Raw genomic sequence first — 16,516 nt, 5'->3', positions numbered from 1 at the left:
CGTGCCCGCCCCGGGGCGGAGGGGCGTCTCAGAGGGGGGTGTGGGGTGCGGCCGCTTCGGTGCCTGTCTCGCGCACGGCCTTGCGCTGTCGGGCTCGGTCGATGAAGGTGATGACGGGCCCGGCGGTGACCCCGTGCACCACGATCGAGGCGATGATCACCAGTCCCACGATCCGCCACAGCATTTGGTCCTCCGCGGCGAACTCGCCCTTGGACAGGGCGTAGGCGAGGTAGTAGACCGAGCCGATCCCGCGCACGCCGAAGAAGGCGATGACGCCGCGCTCCCACGGGCCGGTGCGGCCCCCGGCCAGGCCGATCCAGCCGGCCAGGGGACGGATGAGCAGCAGGAAGGCCGCGGCCACCAGGACCTCGGACCAGGTGAGGCCGGCGAGCAGTCCGCGGGCGACGGCTCCGCCCAGGAGCAAGAGCACTACCACGGTGAGCAGGCGCTCGAGCTGTTCGATGTAGCTGTGCAGCACGCCGTGGTAGCCGTGGGTCCGCTCACCGGCCCGAATGGTCACCGCGCACACGAACACGGCGATGAACCCATAGCCTTCGATCATTTCGGTGAGCCCGTAGGTGAGGAAGGTCGCCGCCAGGGCGACGAAGCCTTCGGAGTGGGAGGCCATGCGGACGCTGTCGATCGGGGAGCGGAAGAAAATCCGCCACAGCAACTTGCCCACCCCGAAGCCGACGAGGCAGCCGATGCCGATCCGCCAGGCCACGTCCACGGCGAGGAAGTGCGGCAACCACGCCGCCGGGGCCGTCCCCACGATGCTGAGGGCGATGGCGAGGTAGACGAAGGGGAAGGCCAGGCCGTCGTTGAGCCCGGCCTCGGAGGTGAGGCCGAAGCGGACCTCGTCCTCGCCGTCGAGGTCCTCTTGGGCCTCCGAGGGTGCTGCGACCTGGACCTCGGAGGCCAAGACCGGGTCGGTGGGGGCCAGGGCCGCGGCCACGAGCACGGCGGCGGCCAGGCTCAGCCCCAGCATCGATAACCCCAGCAGGGTCACCGCGAGCAGGCACAGCGGCATCGCGATGCCCAGCAGCCGCCAGGTCGTGGCCCATCGCTTGAGCCCCACCGGGCGGTCCAGGGCCAGGCCCGCACCCATCAAAGAGATGATCACGCAAATCTCGCTCAGATGGACCGTGACGTCGCTGTAAGCCACTGGATCCGGATCCGGCAGGCTTTCGGCCAGTGAGAAGATCACCACGCCCGCGCCCAGGAACACCATGGGCATCGACACCGGTGCCCGCATCAGCAGCCGCGGCAGCAGTGCGGCGGCGAACACGGCCAAACCCGCGGCCGCAAAAATCAGACTCGGTGCTTCAAACACCACAACCTCGTTCCCGCAGCGACTGAAGCACTGCACCTGGGGCGACTCCTGCGACGGCAACCGTGCTCACCGGGCGCTGAGAACTCATCTTTCGCACGCGCACCCCAGAAGGACACCGTCCAGACGAACGGCATCCTGACGGGGAATCACCGTGAATCCGCTGCGGACCTGCGCCGTCTCGCGGTGAGCGCTTCGGGAGTACGGGAACCTATTAAGCAAGCTGATGATTCGACCAGTCAACTGACGGCCACTGTCGACGTTCTCCCCGCGGTGGTGCGCACGGCCCGCCGGCAGCGAGCCTTCACTGAGGATCCCGCTTGGAGCCCCCGATGGTTCGAGGGCTTACTGCGGCACTACTGCACCGTTGCGAGGCAGGTGGTGTCGTAGGTCGGCGTCTTGGGCATGCACCAGCCGGCGATATCCACCGGGGATCTCGTGGATCCACGCGACCTCCAGCGCCGGAGCGACTTGTTCCACTGTGCCCACCCAATGCAGGTGCCCGTCGTGCCAGACCTCGATCTGATCATCGGGGCGCAGCGCGGGCAGGTCCTGGATCCGGCTTTCGATACCAGCCACGGCTGCGCTCCTCAATATCCACCTCATCCATCAGGGTGCTTACCAGTATGGTGGTCTGACACGGCCACGGTGCACAGCAATGAGGACCAGCCGGTGCCCGGTTTCAGGCCGCCCATTGGTGGCCCTTGGCGTTGTTGCCGCCAGTCGCGGCAGGGCCCGAGGTGGCCACACGGGCCGCGTCACGTCAGGGGGAGTGAATGGCACTCCCATGGAAGAGCCATGGGCGTGCCCGTCGTTGCCTGCGCTGATCGCGACACCGGTCTGCAGTGCCTAAGGGGCCGTCCGGCTCGGGAGGAGATCGACCAATGACCAACGCCATGGAACCGGCGCGGGAGAACCTGCGGGAGTTCATCGACAAGCTCATCGGCCAGGGGTACACGGTGCCGCACGGTAACGAGGAGGACCCGGAGCTGATCGATCCGGGGGGCTCCGCCGTGGGGACCTGGCGGGAGGACTATCCCCATGACGAGCTGATGAGCCGGGAGGAGTACGAGCTGGAAAAGTACCAGCTCCAGATTGAGCTGCTGAAGTTCCAGTACTGGGCCCAGGACCACGACTTGAAGCACGTGATCGTGTTCGAGGGCCGCGACGCCGCCGGCAAGGGCGGGACGATCAAGCGCTTCACCGAGCACCTGAACCCCCGGGCGGCCCGGGTCGTGGCCCTGACGAAGCCCTCGGACCGGGAGGCCGGGCAGTGGTACTTCCAGCGCTACATCCGCCACTTGCCCACGAACGGGGAGATCGTGATGTTCGACCGCTCCTGGTACAACCGGGCCAACGTGGAGCGGGTGATGGGGTTCTGCACGGAGGCCGAGTACGAGCAGTTCATGGTCCAGGCCCCGGTGTTCGAGAAGATGCTCGTGGACTCGGGGATTCACCTGACGAAGTTCTGGTTCTCCGTCACCCAGCACGAGCAGCGCACCCGCTTCGCCATCCGCCAGATCGACCCGGTGCGCCGCTGGAAGCTATCGCCCATGGACCTGGCGTCCCTGGACCGGTGGGAGGACTACACCCAGGCGAAGGAGGAGATGTTCCTGCGCACGGACACCGATCACGCCCCGTGGATCACGGTGAAGTCCAACGACAAGAAGCGGGCGAGGCTCAACGCGATGCGGGTGTTCTTGACCCAGTTCGACTACCAGGACAAGGACTCGGCCGTGGTCTATCCTCCCGACGAGCTGCTCATCCGCCGGGGTCGTGATGCCGTGGGCGACTGACCCACCGGCCAGGCCCGAAGTTGGCGGTGGACCATGGAGGGGATCCACCCGCGATCTTCCCGCCTGACAGCACGGTTGGTGATCCGAGATGGCTTCACCGTCCCGCCGTGCCACTGGGGAGGGCACTGATGTGCCGGTGGTGCGGCCGGCCCACCGGTGACGGATGTCGGATCAGCGCCGCCGAGGAGTGCGCTGGACCTTGCCGCGGGTCGTCTTCTCCTGTCGGCGCTGCATGACGCGGCTGATGATGACGGGGGCAAGGGCGAAAAGGATCTTCTTCATGAAATACCTCACTGGTGGCGGAAGTAGGCCCGTGCCGCCGGCTATCTGCTCTCCACGATCACGGTGGTCATCATCGCGGGGCTGCTCGCAGGGCTGTTGTTCCCGCTGGTGAAGCGGTTACGGGTCCAGCATGTGTCGGCCGGTGTGGCGGCGGGGCTGGTGGTGTCTGGGATGCTCGACGCCAGGTTCCCCGCATGCGACAGTGAGCGCATGGACATCTCCGAGATCGGGCGGTACGTCGGTCAGCAGGTTCGCATCCGCGGCGGTGGAACCGATCAGACGGGCACTGTTGACCATGTCCAGTCCGTCACCTACACCGTCGGAGCCGGTGGTGGAGCCCGGACTGGGAAGATCGCTGATGGCTACGTGGTCGTGCTCGACGGCACACGACTGGAGTTCAGTCCCGGCGATGAGTTCGAGATCCTCGACGGCACCTGAGGGCAGGCCCGAACCCGCCGGGATGCTCCGACGGGGCTACGGGTTCTGGCTGGATGGGCTGTCCCTTGAGGTTCGATGGGGATCTTCTCGGATGCGCCCGGCAGCGTGGAGCCGGCACCCTGCGTCACGCGTTCTCCATCGTGGAGGGGGCAGTCACTATCATGGGTGGCATGCCTGCCTGTCAACGCCCTGATAGGCCTGGGGTGTCGGTGGTGATTCCGGCGTTCAACGAAGAAGCCGTGATCGAGCGGTGCCTACTGGCGGTGCTGGATCAGACGGTGGTGGCGGAGCAGATCATCGTGGTGGACAACGGGTCCACCGACGGCACCGGGGCGGTGGTGACCCGGGTGCAGCGGCAGCACCCGGAGAGCCCTATCATCGTGGTGCAGCAGAACCTGGAGCAGGGGCTGGTGCCCACGCGCAATCTCGGCCTGAACAGTGCCACCGCAGATGTGCTGGGTCGGATCGATGCGGACTCGGTGCTGGCACCGCAATGGGTGGAGCAGGTCCAGCAGGCCTTTCTGGATCCGGGTGTCGCTGCGGCGACCGGCCCGGTGGCCTATGACGACATGCCGTTGCGCCGTCTGGGATTGAGGCTCGATGACGCGGGGCGGCGACTGGCGCTGCGGCTGGCTCCTGACCGGTATCCGATGTTGTACGGGTCGAACATGGCGATCCGCCGCTGCGCCTGGGAGGAGATCCGTTCCACGGTCTGCCGGGACGAAGCCGATGAGATGCACGAAGACCTCGATCTGTCTCTGCACCTGGGCGAGCACGGGTTGCGGATCGCCTACGTCCCGGCCATGGTCGCCGGTGTCTCCGCCCGCCGCCTGGATGATGTCCCCGAAGACTTTCGCTACTACGTGAATCGCTTCGACCGCACCTGCCGTGCCCACCAGGTCGACAGCCGAGCGCTGAAGGCGCCTGCGGTCATGCTTCGGTCCCTGTACCGGCCGCTGAAACTGCTCCGAGCCATGCACCCGAGCCCCGGCCCAGTGCCTCACACTGGTTCCGCAAGTCTCGCCGTGGACCGTACAAAGTGACCACAGGCGCCCACCGGCATCCGGGGTACAGCACATGATCGAACACCTACGGCGGTCGTTCTAGGGCAGTGCCAGGCGGAAGACCTTCGCCCAGGCCGAGCCGACCTGCTGGTGCAGCGGGCCGGTGGTGTAGGGCAGTCCGTAGCGGGCGCAGATCTCCCGGACCTTCACGGCGACCTCGGCGTAGCGGTTGGAGGGGATATCAGGGAAAAGGTGGTGCTCGATCTGGAAGGACAGGTTCCCGGTCATCAGGTGCATCAGCCTGGACCCGGAGATGTTGGCCGAGCCGATCATCTGCCGCAGATACCAGTCCCCGCGCCTCTCCCCTTCGATCTGAGTTTCGGTGAACGTGTCCGCGCCGGCGGGGAAGTGCCCGCAGAAGATCACGGCGTGCGCCCACACGTTGCGCACCGCGTTGGCGGTGGCCGTGGCGGTCAGGGCGTGTTTGCCCGAGCCGCTGAGGATCGCCGCGGCCACCGGGGTGGCGACGTAGTCCTTAGCGATCTGCTTAGCGAACTTCGCTCCCAAGGCCTTCAGCGACTGGTGGAGCTCGGCCTTGGACTTGGTGCCCTCACGCACCTGGTCGAGTTCGAGGTCGTAGAGGGCGATGCCCCACTCGAAGACCGGGGCGAGCAGCGCGTTGTAGAGCGGATTGCCCAGGTTCTTGAGCCGCCACGGCTGGTCGGCGTCCATGCGCAGGATCGTGTACCCGACGTCGCGGTCCTTGCCGATGACGTTGGTCCAGGTGTGGTGCAGGTCGTTGTGGGTGTGCTGCCACGCCTCGGCCGGGGTGACGAAGTCCCACTCCCAGGTGGTCGAGTGGATGTCGGGGTCGCGCATCCAGTCCCACTGCCCGTGCAGCACGTTGTGGCCGATCTCCATGTTCTCCAGGATCTTGGCCACGGTCAGCATGCCGGTGCCGACGAACCAGGCGGGCTTGTGCTTGGCGGACAACAACGTGGCGCGCCCGGCCAGTTCCAACGATCGCTGGGTTCGGATGACGCGGCGGATGTAGGCGGCGTCCTTGGCCCCGCGGTCCTCGATCACGGCGGCGCGGATCGCATCAAGCTCACGGCCCAGCTCCTGAATCTGCTCGTCGGTCAGATGGGCGGCGGCCGAGGGACGTGCATCCGGCGCGTCATCGAGAGCCGGTGACGGCTCCTGGGTAGGGGTGCGTTGGGCTGTGGGTGTGGTCTGGTCGGAGGAAGCGGTGGAGGCCATGGGTCGTCCTTTCGGCAGGGATCAAATGTCGAGGTTGACGGGTCCAGCGGCGGCGGAGATACAGGTCTGCACGAGTTCCCCGGGCTCACCGTGAACCTCCCCGGTGCGCAGGTCCCGGATCTGTCCGGCCCGCAACGGCACCAGACAGGAGCGGCAGATGCCCATTCGGCACCCGTAGGGCATCGCCACCCCCGCTGCCTCCCCGGCCTCGAGCAGGGTCGTCCCACCGTCGGCCTCGACCTCCTGGTCGGAGCGCTCAAAGGTCACCCGACCACCCTCCCCACCGGCACCGGCCAACAGGGCCGGCGCGAAACGCTCCACGCGTAACTGGCCCTCCTCCCGCGCCCAGAGCGCCTCGGCGGCGTCGAGGAACTCCGCGGGCCCGCACGCGTAGGCGGCGCGCTCCCGCCAATCGGGGCAGACGGTGTCGAAGTCGGCGGTGGGGGTGAAATCCAGGCGCCGGCCGCGCTCACCGGTGAACCAGTGGACGAGACGAAACCCGGGGAACTGGTCGGCCAGCTCGACCAGTTCCTCGGCGAACAGGGCGTCCTCGCGGGTGCGGGCGGAGTGGACGAGCACCACATCGGCATCCGGGCGGCGCGGTACCAGGGTGCGGATCATCGACATCACCGGGGTGAGCCCGCTGCCGGCGGTGAGCATCAGCAGCGGGCGCGGGTGCTCGGGCAGCACGAAGTCGCCCTCGGGCGGGGCCAGGAACAGCACGTCCCCGACCTTCGTGCCGCGCACCAGGGCCGTGGAGACGGCGCCCATGGCGGTCACAGTGATGGCCGGGTCCTGCCCGGTGCTGGTGCTGAGGGAGTAGGAGCGCCAGTGCCGCACGCCGTTGATCTCCACGCCGATGCGGGCCCACTGGCCCGCTTCGTGCGGGTTCCACCCCTTGCCGGGGCGGAAGCGGATCGTGACCGAGTCCGCGGTCTCGGGCTGGACGGCCGTGACCAGAGCCCGCAGCTGCCGGGCGCTGGCCAAGGGGTCGATGAGCCGCAGGAAATCCTCGGGGGAGCGAGGGGTGGTGAAGGCCGACGCCAAGCGGGACAGCACACGTAATCTGGCCATGACACCAATATCCCGCAGGACCCCTGCCTGGTCTCGTGCCCTCAACCCCAATTCCAGCCGCAGAACTGTGGCTACATGATGAAAGCGGGAGGCCGTGCCGGACCCAGATCTCGGCCGGTTCTGTACCGGAATCTTCCGTTGACCATTCCCGGGGTCGGGCAAGTGCGCAACGACTTCATAGACGTCCGCGAGCCCCTGGCCCTGGCCCCGGCCCAGGAGGTCACCGAGCAGACCAAGACACTGTTCGCCGCCGCCCGGGCCGAGGGCGACCCGCTCGGGGAGCAGTTCATGTTGCGGTTCCTGAAAGTACAGATCGAGGAGGTCGCCTCGATGACCACGCTGGTGAACATCACGCGCCGGGCGGAGAACCTCTTCGACATCGAGAACTACCTGGCCCGCGAGCAGGTCGGCGACGGCGGCCACCACGGCGGCCACGGCGAGGACTCGGGGATGCCGGAAGTAGCCGGCGCGACCGTCTGACACACCAGGACGACCTCGCCGTGACCGGAGCATCGACGAGCGACAGGCAGACCCGCTGACGCCCTACTTCACATAAGGCCGGTTAGCGGCGGGCCGTACTGCGGCAGAGGTTCGCTGAGATCTCTGACTGGGTGCGACGCGCCGGGCCATGGCGTCTGCACTACCATGACCGCCATGGGCGTAATGACCATCGGTGACTTCTCGCGCGCCACCCGGCTCAGCGCGAAGGTCTTGCGGTCTTACCACGAGTCCGGTCTGGTCACGCCTTCGACCGTGGACCCGCACAATGGCTACCGCCGCTACACGCCCGACCAGGTGGCTGACGCCCAGGTGATTCGCTCACTCCGGGCCCTCGACGCGCCGCTCGACCTCATCCGCGAGGTCATGGCCACCACTGATGTCACCGAGCGCTCGGCCCTGCTCCGCTCCCACCTGCGTGAGATGGAGACGCGGCTCGCCGCGACGCGGTCGACGGTGCGCACGCTTCGGGGCCTGCTCGACCCCGGCCCCGTGCCCCTCGAGATCGTCCACCGCAGCATCCCGCCGATGGACGCCGTCGCAGTCCACTCGACGATCAACCGCGACGAGCTCGGGGTGTGGTTCCGCCGCTCTGTTGATCTGCTCACCGGGCTCGTTGCATCAGGTGACGTGGCTGTGGCCGGGCCGTACGGCGGGGTGTGGTCCACCGAGCTGTTCCTCGACGGGCGCGGCACAGCGACGCTGTACGCCCCGGTCGAGGAGGACGTGGCGTCGTTGCCGCCGGCCGTGTCCACGCTCCGGCTCCCCGCGGTCGAGCTCGCTGTCGCGACGAGCGAGGGCCCGGACGAGGAGGTCGCACGGGTGTACGGCGCGCTCGGCGAGTACGTGGCCCGCCGCGAGCTGGGCGTGCAGGCCCCGTCTCGGGAGTCGTACCTGGAGGGCTTCCCGGGCATTGACGAGTGGACGAGGACGGAGATCGGCTGGCCGGTCTTCCGCGTCTTTCGGTAGCCGGACCTCGGTGCTTGACCTTCCCCCTGGGGGAAGGTCGAACGTGGTGGCATCCGCAACCCGAGGAGTGGAGACCGATGACTACCGGCACCGACCCATACCGGCCCGAGCTACTGCCCGAGCCCGTGAGCCAATACCTGCACGACCAGGTGCTCACCCACGACGTCGCGGCACGCGCTGCGACTTTCACCGCCGACGCACGCGTCGTCGACGAGGACACCGAGTACCGGGGTGCGGAGGAGATCCGCCGCTGGCTGGCCACGGCGGGGAGCCAGTACACCTATACGACCACGTACATCGGCCAGGTCGCGCACGGCCACGGCAGCTGGACCGTGCTAGCCCACCTTGAGGGCGACTTTCCTGGTGGGGCCGCCGATCTCCGCCTCCGCTTCCGCGTCGGCGGTGACGGCATCGAGGACCTCGTCATCGCGCCCTGACCCGGATCCACCATGCCGGCGGTCCGTGGGCCGCCACCCCAGGAGAGGAACACCCATGACCACCACCACCACCTCGTCGTCGAGCCCGGCTCCGACGGTCATCCTCGTTCATGGCGCCTTCGCCGAGTCCGCCAGCTGGAACGGCGTCATCACCGAGTTGCACGCACGCGGCCACCGGGTGCTGGCCGTCGCCAACCCGCTGCGGGGACTGCAGGTAGACGCCGCCTATCTGCGCAGCATCATCGACACCATCCCCGGGCCGGTCGTCGTCGCCGGCCATTCCTACGGTGGCTCGGTGATGAGCGAGGCCGCCGACGGTGCCCCCGGCGTCACCGCCCTCGTCTACATCGCCTCCTTCCAACTGGAACCGAGCGAGAGCACGGCCGAACTCGCCGGCCGATTTCCCGGCGGCGAGCTCGGCGGTGCTCTTGAGCCGCACCCCCTGCCGGGAGGTCGGGAGAACAACGATCTGTACATTCGCCCGGAGCTGTTCCGGGAGGTCTTCGCGGCCGACGTCGATCCGACTACCGCGGCGCAGATGGCCGCAACCCAGCGGCCCATCGTGGCGTCCGCGCTGGAGGACCGGGCGACGAAGGCGGCGTGGCAGACCATCCCTTCGTGGTCGCTCGTCACGATCCAGGACCTGGCGATCCCGCTTCAGAGCATGCGGTTCATGTCCGAACGAGCCGGGTCGCGCACGGTGGAAATCGAAGCCTCGCACGGGGTCACCGTCTCCCAGCCCCGCGCGGTCGCTGACCTCATCTATAAGGCCGCGGCTGTTCCGTGACGGATCTGAGGCGGTTTTCCTTTCACGGAAGGAAGAGCGTCATGGGCGAACCGAGGAAGTACCCGGACGAGTTGCGTGAGCGCGCGACCCGGATGGCGATGGACGCCCGGCAGGACCCAGCAACGAAGGTGCGGGCGCCGGCGCGTCTCGGACAGCGCCTGTGAATCAACCCGGGTCAAGCTCCCGGGAACGGTGGAACGGTCCCTCCTGCGTGGGTCCGGTCGCGAGCGTGGTCAGAGGGTCGGTGCTCACCGCACTTCCGGTGTCTTCGACGGCGTGAACCGGCCGCTGGTGAGGACCTCGAGACCGAGGTGGCGGCGTCCCTCGTACCACTCGCTGATCTGCTCTGCCAGCACTGCCCCGACCAGGTGGGTGATCGCTTCACGGGAGGGAAGATCCCCACCGCGTCGGTGTGGCAGCGGACCTCGTTGAGCCGCTCGGCGGCGTTGTTCGACCAGCTCGGTGCCCGCACGTCCTTCGGGGAGGTGATGAGAGGCACACGTTCGGCTGAAAACGCCTCAACGACCTACTTGTGGTTCGAGCGGGTAAATCTGCGACGCTCCAGACGCCCCTCCGGATGTATGAAGCCCGCGGCGAGGTGTCGAGGCGAAGCCATGGCACGGCAACGCGAAGACGGGGGGAGCCTCGCGGCCATCGGCCGGAACCGCGTCGGGTGCGAGAAGAGCAGGGAAATCCTCGCTACTTCACATATGGCCGGTTGACGGACACCTGGCTGTGGGATTTCTCGCCTTGCCGGTACGCCCGGTTGAGTCATCCGCCCCTGCCGTCGCGGCGATGCAGTTGGTGGGGCAAACGTGTCCAACCGTGCTCACGTCAGGTACACCAACGGCCCCAGCCACCCGGTGAAAGGGCTACTGGGGCCGTGGGTGTGCTGCTCAGGCGGTGCGGGCGCGCCGTCGCAGCAGGAACACACCACCAGCCAGGGCCACGGTCGCGGCCAGGCCACCGGTCACCGCTGCGGCGTGGTTGCCGTCGGCGGTGTCCACGGCCACGCCGGTGTCAGCGCCACCGACGGGGACCTGCTCGATCTGCGGTGCCTCCTCCAGGCCGGTGCCGTCGGGGCCGGCAACGATGCCGGTGTTCGGGGGCAGGCCGTCCAGCTGCTGTTGCGTGGCCACGATCTCGGCGACCTTCGCGTCGTCGTAGGCGTAGAGGTCGCTCTCGCACGCCACACCGTCGGAGTCGCTGTCTAGGGCGGGTGCGTAGGCCGGACTGGCGGCGGGGATGTTGTAGACGCCGGCGGCTGCTGCGGCGTCGCAGTTGGGGAACGGTAGGACCGCGGCGGTGGCCGGGGCGGTGGTCAGGGCCGAGAGCCCGACGGCGGTGATCAGTGCGGCACTGGCTGCGCTCTTTCGCATCTGCTTCTCGCTTCCGGTGGGGTAGTTGTCTTTGCAACGTATCCAGCGGACATCCTCGAGACCACCCTGTCAGCGACACAAACCTGACTGTTCCTGTTCTGTTGACTTCGGGAATTCAACGAGCCGAATCGAAACCTCCTGTGTTGCGCGGCGGCGGCCCCGTTCCCGTCCATGGCATCAGGGACTACGCCATGGACCTGATTCCCGGAGCAGAGCCTCCAGCTCCTGTCCCGGCGCCCCGCCTTCTCACCGGAGACTGCTGGACCTCCGATCAACTGAAAGGACTGCTGCGTTGCACAAGGGGTTCCTGTGTGCTCGGGTTCGAGGTGGGGAGCCGATGTGTCAGTGGGCGTGGACGGACTGCACCTTCGCGGGGGCGGGATGAGTCAGCGCAGGGGCAGGGAGGTGAAGCGAGTCCGGGGCGAGCGTGTGTGCTTGATGATGGGGCCATGACCACGACGACGATGAGGATAGGGCTGATGGCCGATCCTGGCCTGCCGGAGAAGGTAGCCGAATCGGTTGCTGCTGATTTGTCCCGGGAACTGTCGGATGATCCCGGTGCTGTTGGCGGTGCGGGGGTGCGGTGGGAGGTGGAGGTCAGTTCGGGGGCTCTTCCTCTCACCTTGGAGGGGGAGATTCCTCTGATGGAGCGTGCCGGTGAGATCCGGGACGGGCGTGGTTGGGACTACGTGGTGTATCTGACGGATCTTCCCCGGGTCCACGATGGTCAATCCGTGTTGTGCGAGGTGAGTTCTGCGGCCCGGGCTGCCCTGGTGGTGCTGCCGGCTCTGGGGGCATACCGGCTCAGGAGAAGGATCCGGAGGTTGATGGTGGCCTTGATCCGCTCGGTGCAGGAAGGGACCATGGACTTCCCCTCCGCATCGGCGGCCCGGGAGGCGGTGGGACACGGTGCGGTGCGCCGGGTGCCCCCGGGGCGGGAGGGAGACGTGGCCTACGTCGTTCTTCCGGGGCGGTGGAATCGGTTGCGGTTGCTGTCAGGGATGGTCCGCAGCAACCGTCCCGGGCGTCTGCTGTCGGCCCTGTCTAGTTGTGTGGCCGCGGCGGCCGCCACCGGGGCATTCGGTATCTTCTATGCGTCCATCTGGAACATGTCGGATGCGCTTTCCGTGCCCCGGATGGCCGCGATCAGTGGCGTGGTGATCGCGGCGCTGAGTGCGTGGCTGATCGTCTACAACGGTTTGTGGAACAGGCTCCGCGACGCCGCCGATCGGTGGCGGGCCGGGCTGGACAATGCGGCCACGATCATCACGGTCGGGTTGAGCGTGGCTTTGATGTATATGGTCCTGTGGTCGGCGTTGTTCGTGCTGGGATTGGCGGTCATCACCGGCGACTATCTCGCCTCCCAGCTCGGCCACCCAGTCAGCCTGTTCGACTACCTCCACCTGTCCTGGCTGGCCGCCTCGCTGGGCACCTTGGCCGGGGCCCTGGGGTCGAATTTTGACAGCGACGAGTCGATCCGGGAGGCGACCTACAGCCGGCGAGTACACGAACGGCGACGGCTCGCCGACGACTACCAGGACTGAAGGTTCGGTCGAGCCCATCACACGACCGGTGCCGGGTCAGCACAGCAGGCGCCCAACGAACTCAACGGGACTGCTGAAGGTGCGGTTGACTCCTGGCTATGCCTGGTGGCGGTCACGACTTCCTGGCGGGCATCTCCTGCGATGAGGTCGTCCCCGGCCTCGTCTTGAAGTGACTGGGCAACTGAACGTCCTGCGTTTCACATATGGCCGGCTATCGGTCGCTGCGCCACGGGGTTCTCGTATCTGGTGGCGCTGCGTCCTGTCGGACCTGTGGGCGTCGAGGGTGCGGTCTAGGGCGGGAGTTGATTAGGTCCGGCTCAGCCCCGGAGTTCTCGGCTGCCGGGGGCGGGCTTGCGGACGTGGGCCCTCGCCGGTGTCAGGGTCCCGGGGCCGGCTGGAGCACGGTTCACTGCGGCGCCTGTTCCAGGTGGCGGTCGAAGAAGTCGCACATGCGTGCCCCGACGAGTGTCCGGGCCCATGGTTCGCAGTGATGGTTGGCCCCGTCCTCCCGCCTGAACCGTGCGAGCTCCTTCTCACAGGTCAGCGCGTCGTAGAGTTGCTGCGGCTGTCCCGGGAAGAACTCCTCGTCGTCAGGGTCGCACACCAGCATCGGGGTGGTGATGCAGGCGGCGACCTCATCGAGACGGTACCGGCTGACCGCGGTGAACAGGTCGAAGGCGGAGGTGAAGTGGCCGTAGGGGCGTGCGCGGAACCGGAAGGTGCGTTCCTGCACCGGATCCGCTGGGCCTGAGGCCATGTAGTGGTCGAAGGTGTCACGGTCACCGGCAGCGAGGAGCTGGAGCATCGGCTCGGGCAGGTTCGCGTTCCAGGGGCGTGAGACGTCCCAGACGCCGCCGTCAACGGCGGCGGCGACGAATCGGTGCTCGAAGGCCAGTGCGCGTGGCAACCAGTACCCGCCCTGACTGATCCCGGAGGCCACCAGGCGGCGCCCGTCCACATCCTCGCGTTCGAGAAGGGCGTCGACCACCGGGGTGAGGACGTGCTCCCAGTCATGGCGGAAGGGCACACCACGTTCGAAGAGCATGGACTGCTGGCCGGGACCGTCGTAGACGAAGACGTTCCAGCCCCGAGCCAAGCCGGCTGCGATGCCCTCTGCCCACAGTCCCGACAGCGAACCGTCACTGCCGTTGGTGATCACCAGTGTGGTGCGGGCGGTGCCGGTCGCATCGGGGCGGAACAGGTAACCCGGCAGATTGGCGTGCTCGTAGGGCACCGGCACGGCCAGATGCTGTCCGCGGGAGTGGTGGAGGAAAGCGTCCCAGCATCGCCGGTGGGCCTGGAAGGTCGGCAGGAGCGCGCTGTCGTCGTCCATGCCAGCAATGAACGCCAGCGCGCGGGAGTAGCACTCGGCGGCGCCGAGAAGAAACCACCCAGCGCTCAGTGGGTGACCGGCCGCGCTGCTGGTGGTGGCCTGTCGTTCCAGTTGCTGGCCCGTGCGGACCCATTCCTGGAACCAGCTCCGGGGGTCTCCGTCGGTGATCCGGCCCAGGGTGGCGAGAACCATGCCGAGGTCCATCACCCCCTGGGTCGCCTTGCCCACCGCGAAGCGGGCGGCACCATTGAAGTCGTCATCGGTGAAGAACCGCCCGCCCTCGGACAACGGCGAGCCGGGGACAGGGGGGGTCTGTGCTGTGGTGTCCAAGGTCGTGGAACCTGCTTTCGACGGTGTGCCGGTCGGGGCGCATCGGCGGACGCACCGAACATCGAGGGTGTCAGCCGGGCGAGAGGACTCATCGGATGAGTCATCGGCTTCTGGGGGCGGTGTCGGGACTGCCGACGGTCAGCTGGCGGCTGGACCTCTCACCGCCATCCGCAGAATCCTCGCCACTGCCTTTCCCGCCTGACTGGATACCGCGCAGCCGGGGACTATTCCGGTGGCCGTGGCGTCTTCGGGGTGGGGAGGTGTTCGTCGAGGTAGTCGGCAGCGAGTTGGGCGATCTCGGGCCAGCCGTGGTCAATGGTCAGGGAGTGGCCGCGGTTGGTGACCTCGACCAGGGCGGTGGGGTGGGGATTGTGCCGTTGTTTGGCGTACTCGGCGCGGACTACGCCCAGGGGGACGAGCCGGTCGGTGGCCGAGCCGATGAGCAGCATCGGTCCGCGGTCGGGGTAGCGCCAGTCGGCGGTGGCGGCTCGCACGGGGGCGAGTTGGCCGGCGACGGCTTCGAAGAGCGGTTTGCCGGGGCAGGCGACGTGCTGGGTCTCCCACAGTTGACGTGCCTCTTGCTCGCTGACCTCGTTGGCCCAGGAGTAGCTGAACTGCGGATAGGTCAGTCGCACGGCCCGGCCGAGGTTGGCGGGATTGGTCAGTACCGGGGCGCCGCCGCGGACCACCGACCACCGCAACCCGAAGACCCCGCGGAACGGGGCGGGGCTGACCCCGACCGTGGCCGCGGCCAGTCCCATGCCGGCGAGTTTGTGGGTGACGAGACCGCCGAAGGAGTGCCCGATCAACCCCGGGAGGCGCTCGAGGGCGGCGATGACCTCGGCGGCGTGGTCGGTCACGTCCGTGACCCCGACACCGGCGACAGCCTCAGGGCGGGCCAGGGCCTCCTCGACGGTCGCCGGCTCACCGGGCCATTCGAGAGCCACGGTCGCAAATCCCCGGTCTTCGAGGTACTGCCGCCACGGCGCCCAGCCCGGGGCGATGGCCCACAGGCCGTGGACGAGCAGAACGGTGCGGCGCCCGGAAGCGTTCGCTTCCTCGATCTGGGTCCGTTCGGTGGCGGTGATGGTGCTCATGATCGTCTCCTCGTGCCTGTGCTGACCCACCGACGCCGGGCAAACTACGCGGGCCCCGGTGGCCCCGGCGGCCAAAGCGGTGTCGTCGGGGGTCAGGTGGTGATGAAGGCCAGCAGGTCGGTGCCCAACTGGTCCTTGTGGGTGTCGGTGATCCCGTGCGGGGCACCGGGATAGGTCTTCAGGGTCGCGTGCGACAGCCGGGCGGCGGCGGCCTGCCCGCCCACGGCGAAGGGCACGATCTGGTCGTCCTCGCCGTGGATGACCAGCACGGGAATCCCGGTGGCGTCGATGGCCTCGAGGTCGGGGCGGAAGTCGGTGGCCGAGAACGCGGCGATGGACTCGTAGGCGTTGCGGTGTCCGGACTGCATGCCCTGGTACCAGAACGCCTCGCGCACCCCTGGGGAGACGTCTTGTCCGGGGCGGTTGTGGCCGAAGAACGGGCCGTCGGCCAGGTCCCGGTAGAGCTGGGACCGGTCGGCGGTGGAGCCGGCGCGCAACCCGTCGAAGACCTCCCCTTCCACCCCGTCGGGGTTGTCCTCGGTGCGGAGCATGAACGGGGGCACGGCCGAGACCAGGGCCAGTTTCGCCACCCGGTCGGTGCCGTGCCGGCCGAGATAGCGGGTGACCTCCCCGCCGCCGGTGGAGAAGCCCACCAGCGTCACCTCCCGCAGGTCCAGGGCCTCGATCACGGCGGCAAGGTCGTCGGCGTAGGTGTCCATCTCGTTGCCGGTCCAGCTCTGGGTGGAGCGGCCGTGCCCGCGGCGGTCGTGGGCGATGACCCGGCACCCGTGGGAGGCCAGGAACAGCATCTGGGATTCCCAGCTGTCGGCGTTCAGCGGCCAACCATGACTGAGGACCACGGTTCTGCCCTCGCCCCAATCCTTGTAGTAGATCTGCGTGCCGTCCTCGATGCTGACGAAGCTCATCGGTGTTCTCCTCGAAGGTGGGGATCCTGCGC

General features: G+C 67.9%; 16 protein-coding genes and 2 pseudogenes. 9 read left to right on the top strand and 9 right to left on the bottom strand.

Going from position 1 to position 16,516, the window contains the following annotated elements; all coding sequences use genetic code 11:
* Positions 1 to 28: 28 nt before the first annotated feature.
* Together ACFYE3_RS09030 and ACFYE3_RS09025 are read right to left on the bottom strand one after the other, a co-directional pair.
* On the bottom strand, positions 29 to 1,333 hold the full coding sequence (locus ACFYE3_RS09030) for a cation:proton antiporter (protein WP_387608211.1): 1,305 nt from the start codon (positions 1,331 to 1,333) through the stop codon (positions 29 to 31).
* A 342-nt stretch (positions 1,334 to 1,675) separates the two neighbouring features.
* A complete protein-coding gene (locus tag ACFYE3_RS09025; protein ID WP_387608209.1) occupies positions 1,676 to 1,909 on the bottom strand; it encodes a hypothetical protein in 234 nt (77 codons plus the stop codon).
* A gap of 305 nt (positions 1,910 to 2,214) precedes the next feature.
* On the opposite strand from ACFYE3_RS09025, the gene ppk2 reads away from it, so the two are divergent.
* The 3 genes from ppk2 (at position 2,215) to ACFYE3_RS09010 (ending at position 4,889) form a co-directional block, all read left to right on the top strand.
* Positions 2,215 to 3,126 (top strand): polyphosphate kinase 2, encoded by a 912-nt coding sequence (ppk2, locus tag ACFYE3_RS09020; protein ID WP_387608207.1) that lies wholly within the window; start codon positions 2,215 to 2,217, stop codon positions 3,124 to 3,126.
* Positions 3,127 to 3,471: 345 nt separating this feature from the next.
* Positions 3,472 to 3,846, top strand: a complete 375-nt coding sequence (locus ACFYE3_RS09015) for a hypothetical protein (RefSeq protein WP_387608205.1) — start codon at positions 3,472 to 3,474, stop codon at positions 3,844 to 3,846.
* Between the two features lie 161 nt (positions 3,847 to 4,007).
* Complete coding sequence (locus tag ACFYE3_RS09010; RefSeq protein WP_387608203.1) at positions 4,008 to 4,889, top strand: glycosyltransferase; 882 nt, start codon at positions 4,008 to 4,010, stop codon at positions 4,887 to 4,889.
* 60 nt (positions 4,890 to 4,949) lie between these two features.
* On the opposite strand, the gene ACFYE3_RS09005 is transcribed toward ACFYE3_RS09010, so the two are convergent.
* Together ACFYE3_RS09005 and ACFYE3_RS09000 are read right to left on the bottom strand one after the other, a co-directional pair.
* Entirely contained in the window at positions 4,950 to 6,110 is a 1,161-nt protein-coding gene (locus ACFYE3_RS09005) for a fatty acid desaturase family protein (protein ID WP_387608201.1), read from the bottom strand.
* Between the two features lie 21 nt (positions 6,111 to 6,131).
* A complete protein-coding gene (locus tag ACFYE3_RS09000) occupies positions 6,132 to 7,184 on the bottom strand; it encodes a ferredoxin reductase (RefSeq protein WP_387608199.1) in 1,053 nt (350 codons plus the stop codon).
* Between the two features lie 117 nt (positions 7,185 to 7,301).
* Between ACFYE3_RS09000 and ACFYE3_RS08995 the strand changes: the two are divergent.
* From ACFYE3_RS08995 to ACFYE3_RS08975, 5 genes and pseudogenes are all read left to right on the top strand, one after another.
* Positions 7,302 to 7,664 (top strand): annotated as a pseudogene (locus ACFYE3_RS08995) (ferritin-like domain-containing protein); the annotation flags it as partial.
* Positions 7,665 to 7,838: 174 nt separating this feature from the next.
* Positions 7,839 to 8,651, top strand: a complete 813-nt coding sequence (locus ACFYE3_RS08990) for a MerR family transcriptional regulator (RefSeq protein ID WP_387608197.1) — start codon at positions 7,839 to 7,841, stop codon at positions 8,649 to 8,651.
* A gap of 77 nt (positions 8,652 to 8,728) precedes the next feature.
* Positions 8,729 to 9,088 carry a nuclear transport factor 2 family protein gene (locus ACFYE3_RS08985; protein ID WP_387608194.1) on the top strand — a complete coding sequence of 120 codons (360 nt, stop codon included), beginning with the start codon at positions 8,729 to 8,731 and terminating at the stop codon, positions 9,086 to 9,088.
* A gap of 55 nt (positions 9,089 to 9,143) precedes the next feature.
* Complete coding sequence (locus tag ACFYE3_RS08980) at positions 9,144 to 9,875, top strand: alpha/beta fold hydrolase (RefSeq protein WP_387608192.1); 732 nt, start codon at positions 9,144 to 9,146, stop codon at positions 9,873 to 9,875.
* Positions 9,876 to 9,916: 41 nt separating this feature from the next.
* Positions 9,917 to 10,039, top strand: coding sequence for a hypothetical protein (locus ACFYE3_RS08975; RefSeq protein ID WP_387608189.1), 123 nt, complete (start codon positions 9,917 to 9,919; stop codon positions 10,037 to 10,039).
* A 1-nt stretch (position 10,040) separates the two neighbouring features.
* On the opposite strand, the pseudogene ACFYE3_RS08970 reads toward ACFYE3_RS08975, so the two are convergent.
* Positions 10,041 to 10,383, bottom strand: a pseudogene (locus tag ACFYE3_RS08970) (transposase); the annotation flags it as partial.
* A 388-nt stretch (positions 10,384 to 10,771) separates the two neighbouring features.
* Positions 10,772 to 11,254, bottom strand: a complete 483-nt coding sequence (locus tag ACFYE3_RS08965; RefSeq protein WP_387608187.1) for an excalibur calcium-binding domain-containing protein — start codon at positions 11,252 to 11,254, stop codon at positions 10,772 to 10,774.
* 449 nt (positions 11,255 to 11,703) lie between these two features.
* On the opposite strand from ACFYE3_RS08965, the gene ACFYE3_RS08960 reads away from it, so the two are divergent.
* Positions 11,704 to 12,798, top strand: coding sequence for a hypothetical protein (locus tag ACFYE3_RS08960; protein ID WP_387608185.1), 1,095 nt, complete (start codon positions 11,704 to 11,706; stop codon positions 12,796 to 12,798).
* A gap of 406 nt (positions 12,799 to 13,204) precedes the next feature.
* Here the strand turns inward: ACFYE3_RS08960 and ACFYE3_RS08955 are convergent, their stop codons facing one another.
* The 3 genes from ACFYE3_RS08955 to ACFYE3_RS08945 form a co-directional block, all read right to left on the bottom strand.
* Positions 13,205 to 14,461, bottom strand: coding sequence for an alpha/beta hydrolase family protein (locus tag ACFYE3_RS08955; protein ID WP_387608183.1), 1,257 nt, complete (start codon positions 14,459 to 14,461; stop codon positions 13,205 to 13,207).
* Positions 14,462 to 14,685: 224 nt separating this feature from the next.
* On the bottom strand, positions 14,686 to 15,558 hold the full coding sequence (locus ACFYE3_RS08950; protein WP_387608181.1) for an alpha/beta hydrolase: 873 nt from the start codon (positions 15,556 to 15,558) through the stop codon (positions 14,686 to 14,688).
* 92 nt (positions 15,559 to 15,650) lie between these two features.
* Complete coding sequence (locus tag ACFYE3_RS08945; protein WP_387608179.1) at positions 15,651 to 16,484, bottom strand: alpha/beta fold hydrolase; 834 nt, start codon at positions 16,482 to 16,484, stop codon at positions 15,651 to 15,653.
* Positions 16,485 to 16,516 lie beyond the last annotated feature (32 nt).

It is taken from the genome of Kocuria arenosa, assembly GCF_042879215.1.
GTDB lineage: Bacteria > Actinomycetota > Actinomycetes > Actinomycetales > Micrococcaceae > Kocuria > Kocuria arenosa.
The sequence above is the reverse complement of the archived record's forward strand: the minus strand, read 5'-3'. Positions and strand labels throughout refer to the sequence as shown.

Excerpts from the sequence above, each read along its gene's own strand:
- ppk2 (WP_387608207.1), top strand. The coding sequence starts at position 2,215 with ATGACCAACGCCATGGAACCGGCGCGGGAGAACCTGCGGGAGTTCATC.
- ACFYE3_RS09010 (WP_387608203.1), top strand. The coding sequence starts at position 4,008 with ATGGGTGGCATGCCTGCCTGTCAACGCCCTGATAGGCCTGGGGTGTCG.
- ACFYE3_RS09005 (WP_387608201.1), bottom strand. The coding sequence starts at position 6,110 with ATGGCCTCCACCGCTTCCTCCGACCAGACCACACCCACAGCCCAACGC.
- ACFYE3_RS09000 (WP_387608199.1), bottom strand. The coding sequence starts at position 7,184 with ATGGCCAGATTACGTGTGCTGTCCCGCTTGGCGTCGGCCTTCACCACC.
- ACFYE3_RS08990 (WP_387608197.1), top strand. The coding sequence starts at position 7,839 with ATGGGCGTAATGACCATCGGTGACTTCTCGCGCGCCACCCGGCTCAGC.
- ACFYE3_RS08985 (WP_387608194.1), top strand. The coding sequence starts at position 8,729 with ATGACTACCGGCACCGACCCATACCGGCCCGAGCTACTGCCCGAGCCC.
- ACFYE3_RS08980 (WP_387608192.1), top strand. The coding sequence starts at position 9,144 with ATGACCACCACCACCACCTCGTCGTCGAGCCCGGCTCCGACGGTCATC.
- ACFYE3_RS08975 (WP_387608189.1), top strand. The coding sequence starts at position 9,917 with ATGGGCGAACCGAGGAAGTACCCGGACGAGTTGCGTGAGCGCGCGACC.
- ACFYE3_RS08965 (WP_387608187.1), bottom strand. The coding sequence starts at position 11,254 with ATGCGAAAGAGCGCAGCCAGTGCCGCACTGATCACCGCCGTCGGGCTC.
- ACFYE3_RS08960 (WP_387608185.1), top strand. The coding sequence starts at position 11,704 with ATGACCACGACGACGATGAGGATAGGGCTGATGGCCGATCCTGGCCTG.
- ACFYE3_RS08950 (WP_387608181.1), bottom strand. The coding sequence starts at position 15,558 with ATGAGCACCATCACCGCCACCGAACGGACCCAGATCGAGGAAGCGAAC.
- ACFYE3_RS08945 (WP_387608179.1), bottom strand. The coding sequence starts at position 16,484 with ATGAGCTTCGTCAGCATCGAGGACGGCACGCAGATCTACTACAAGGAT.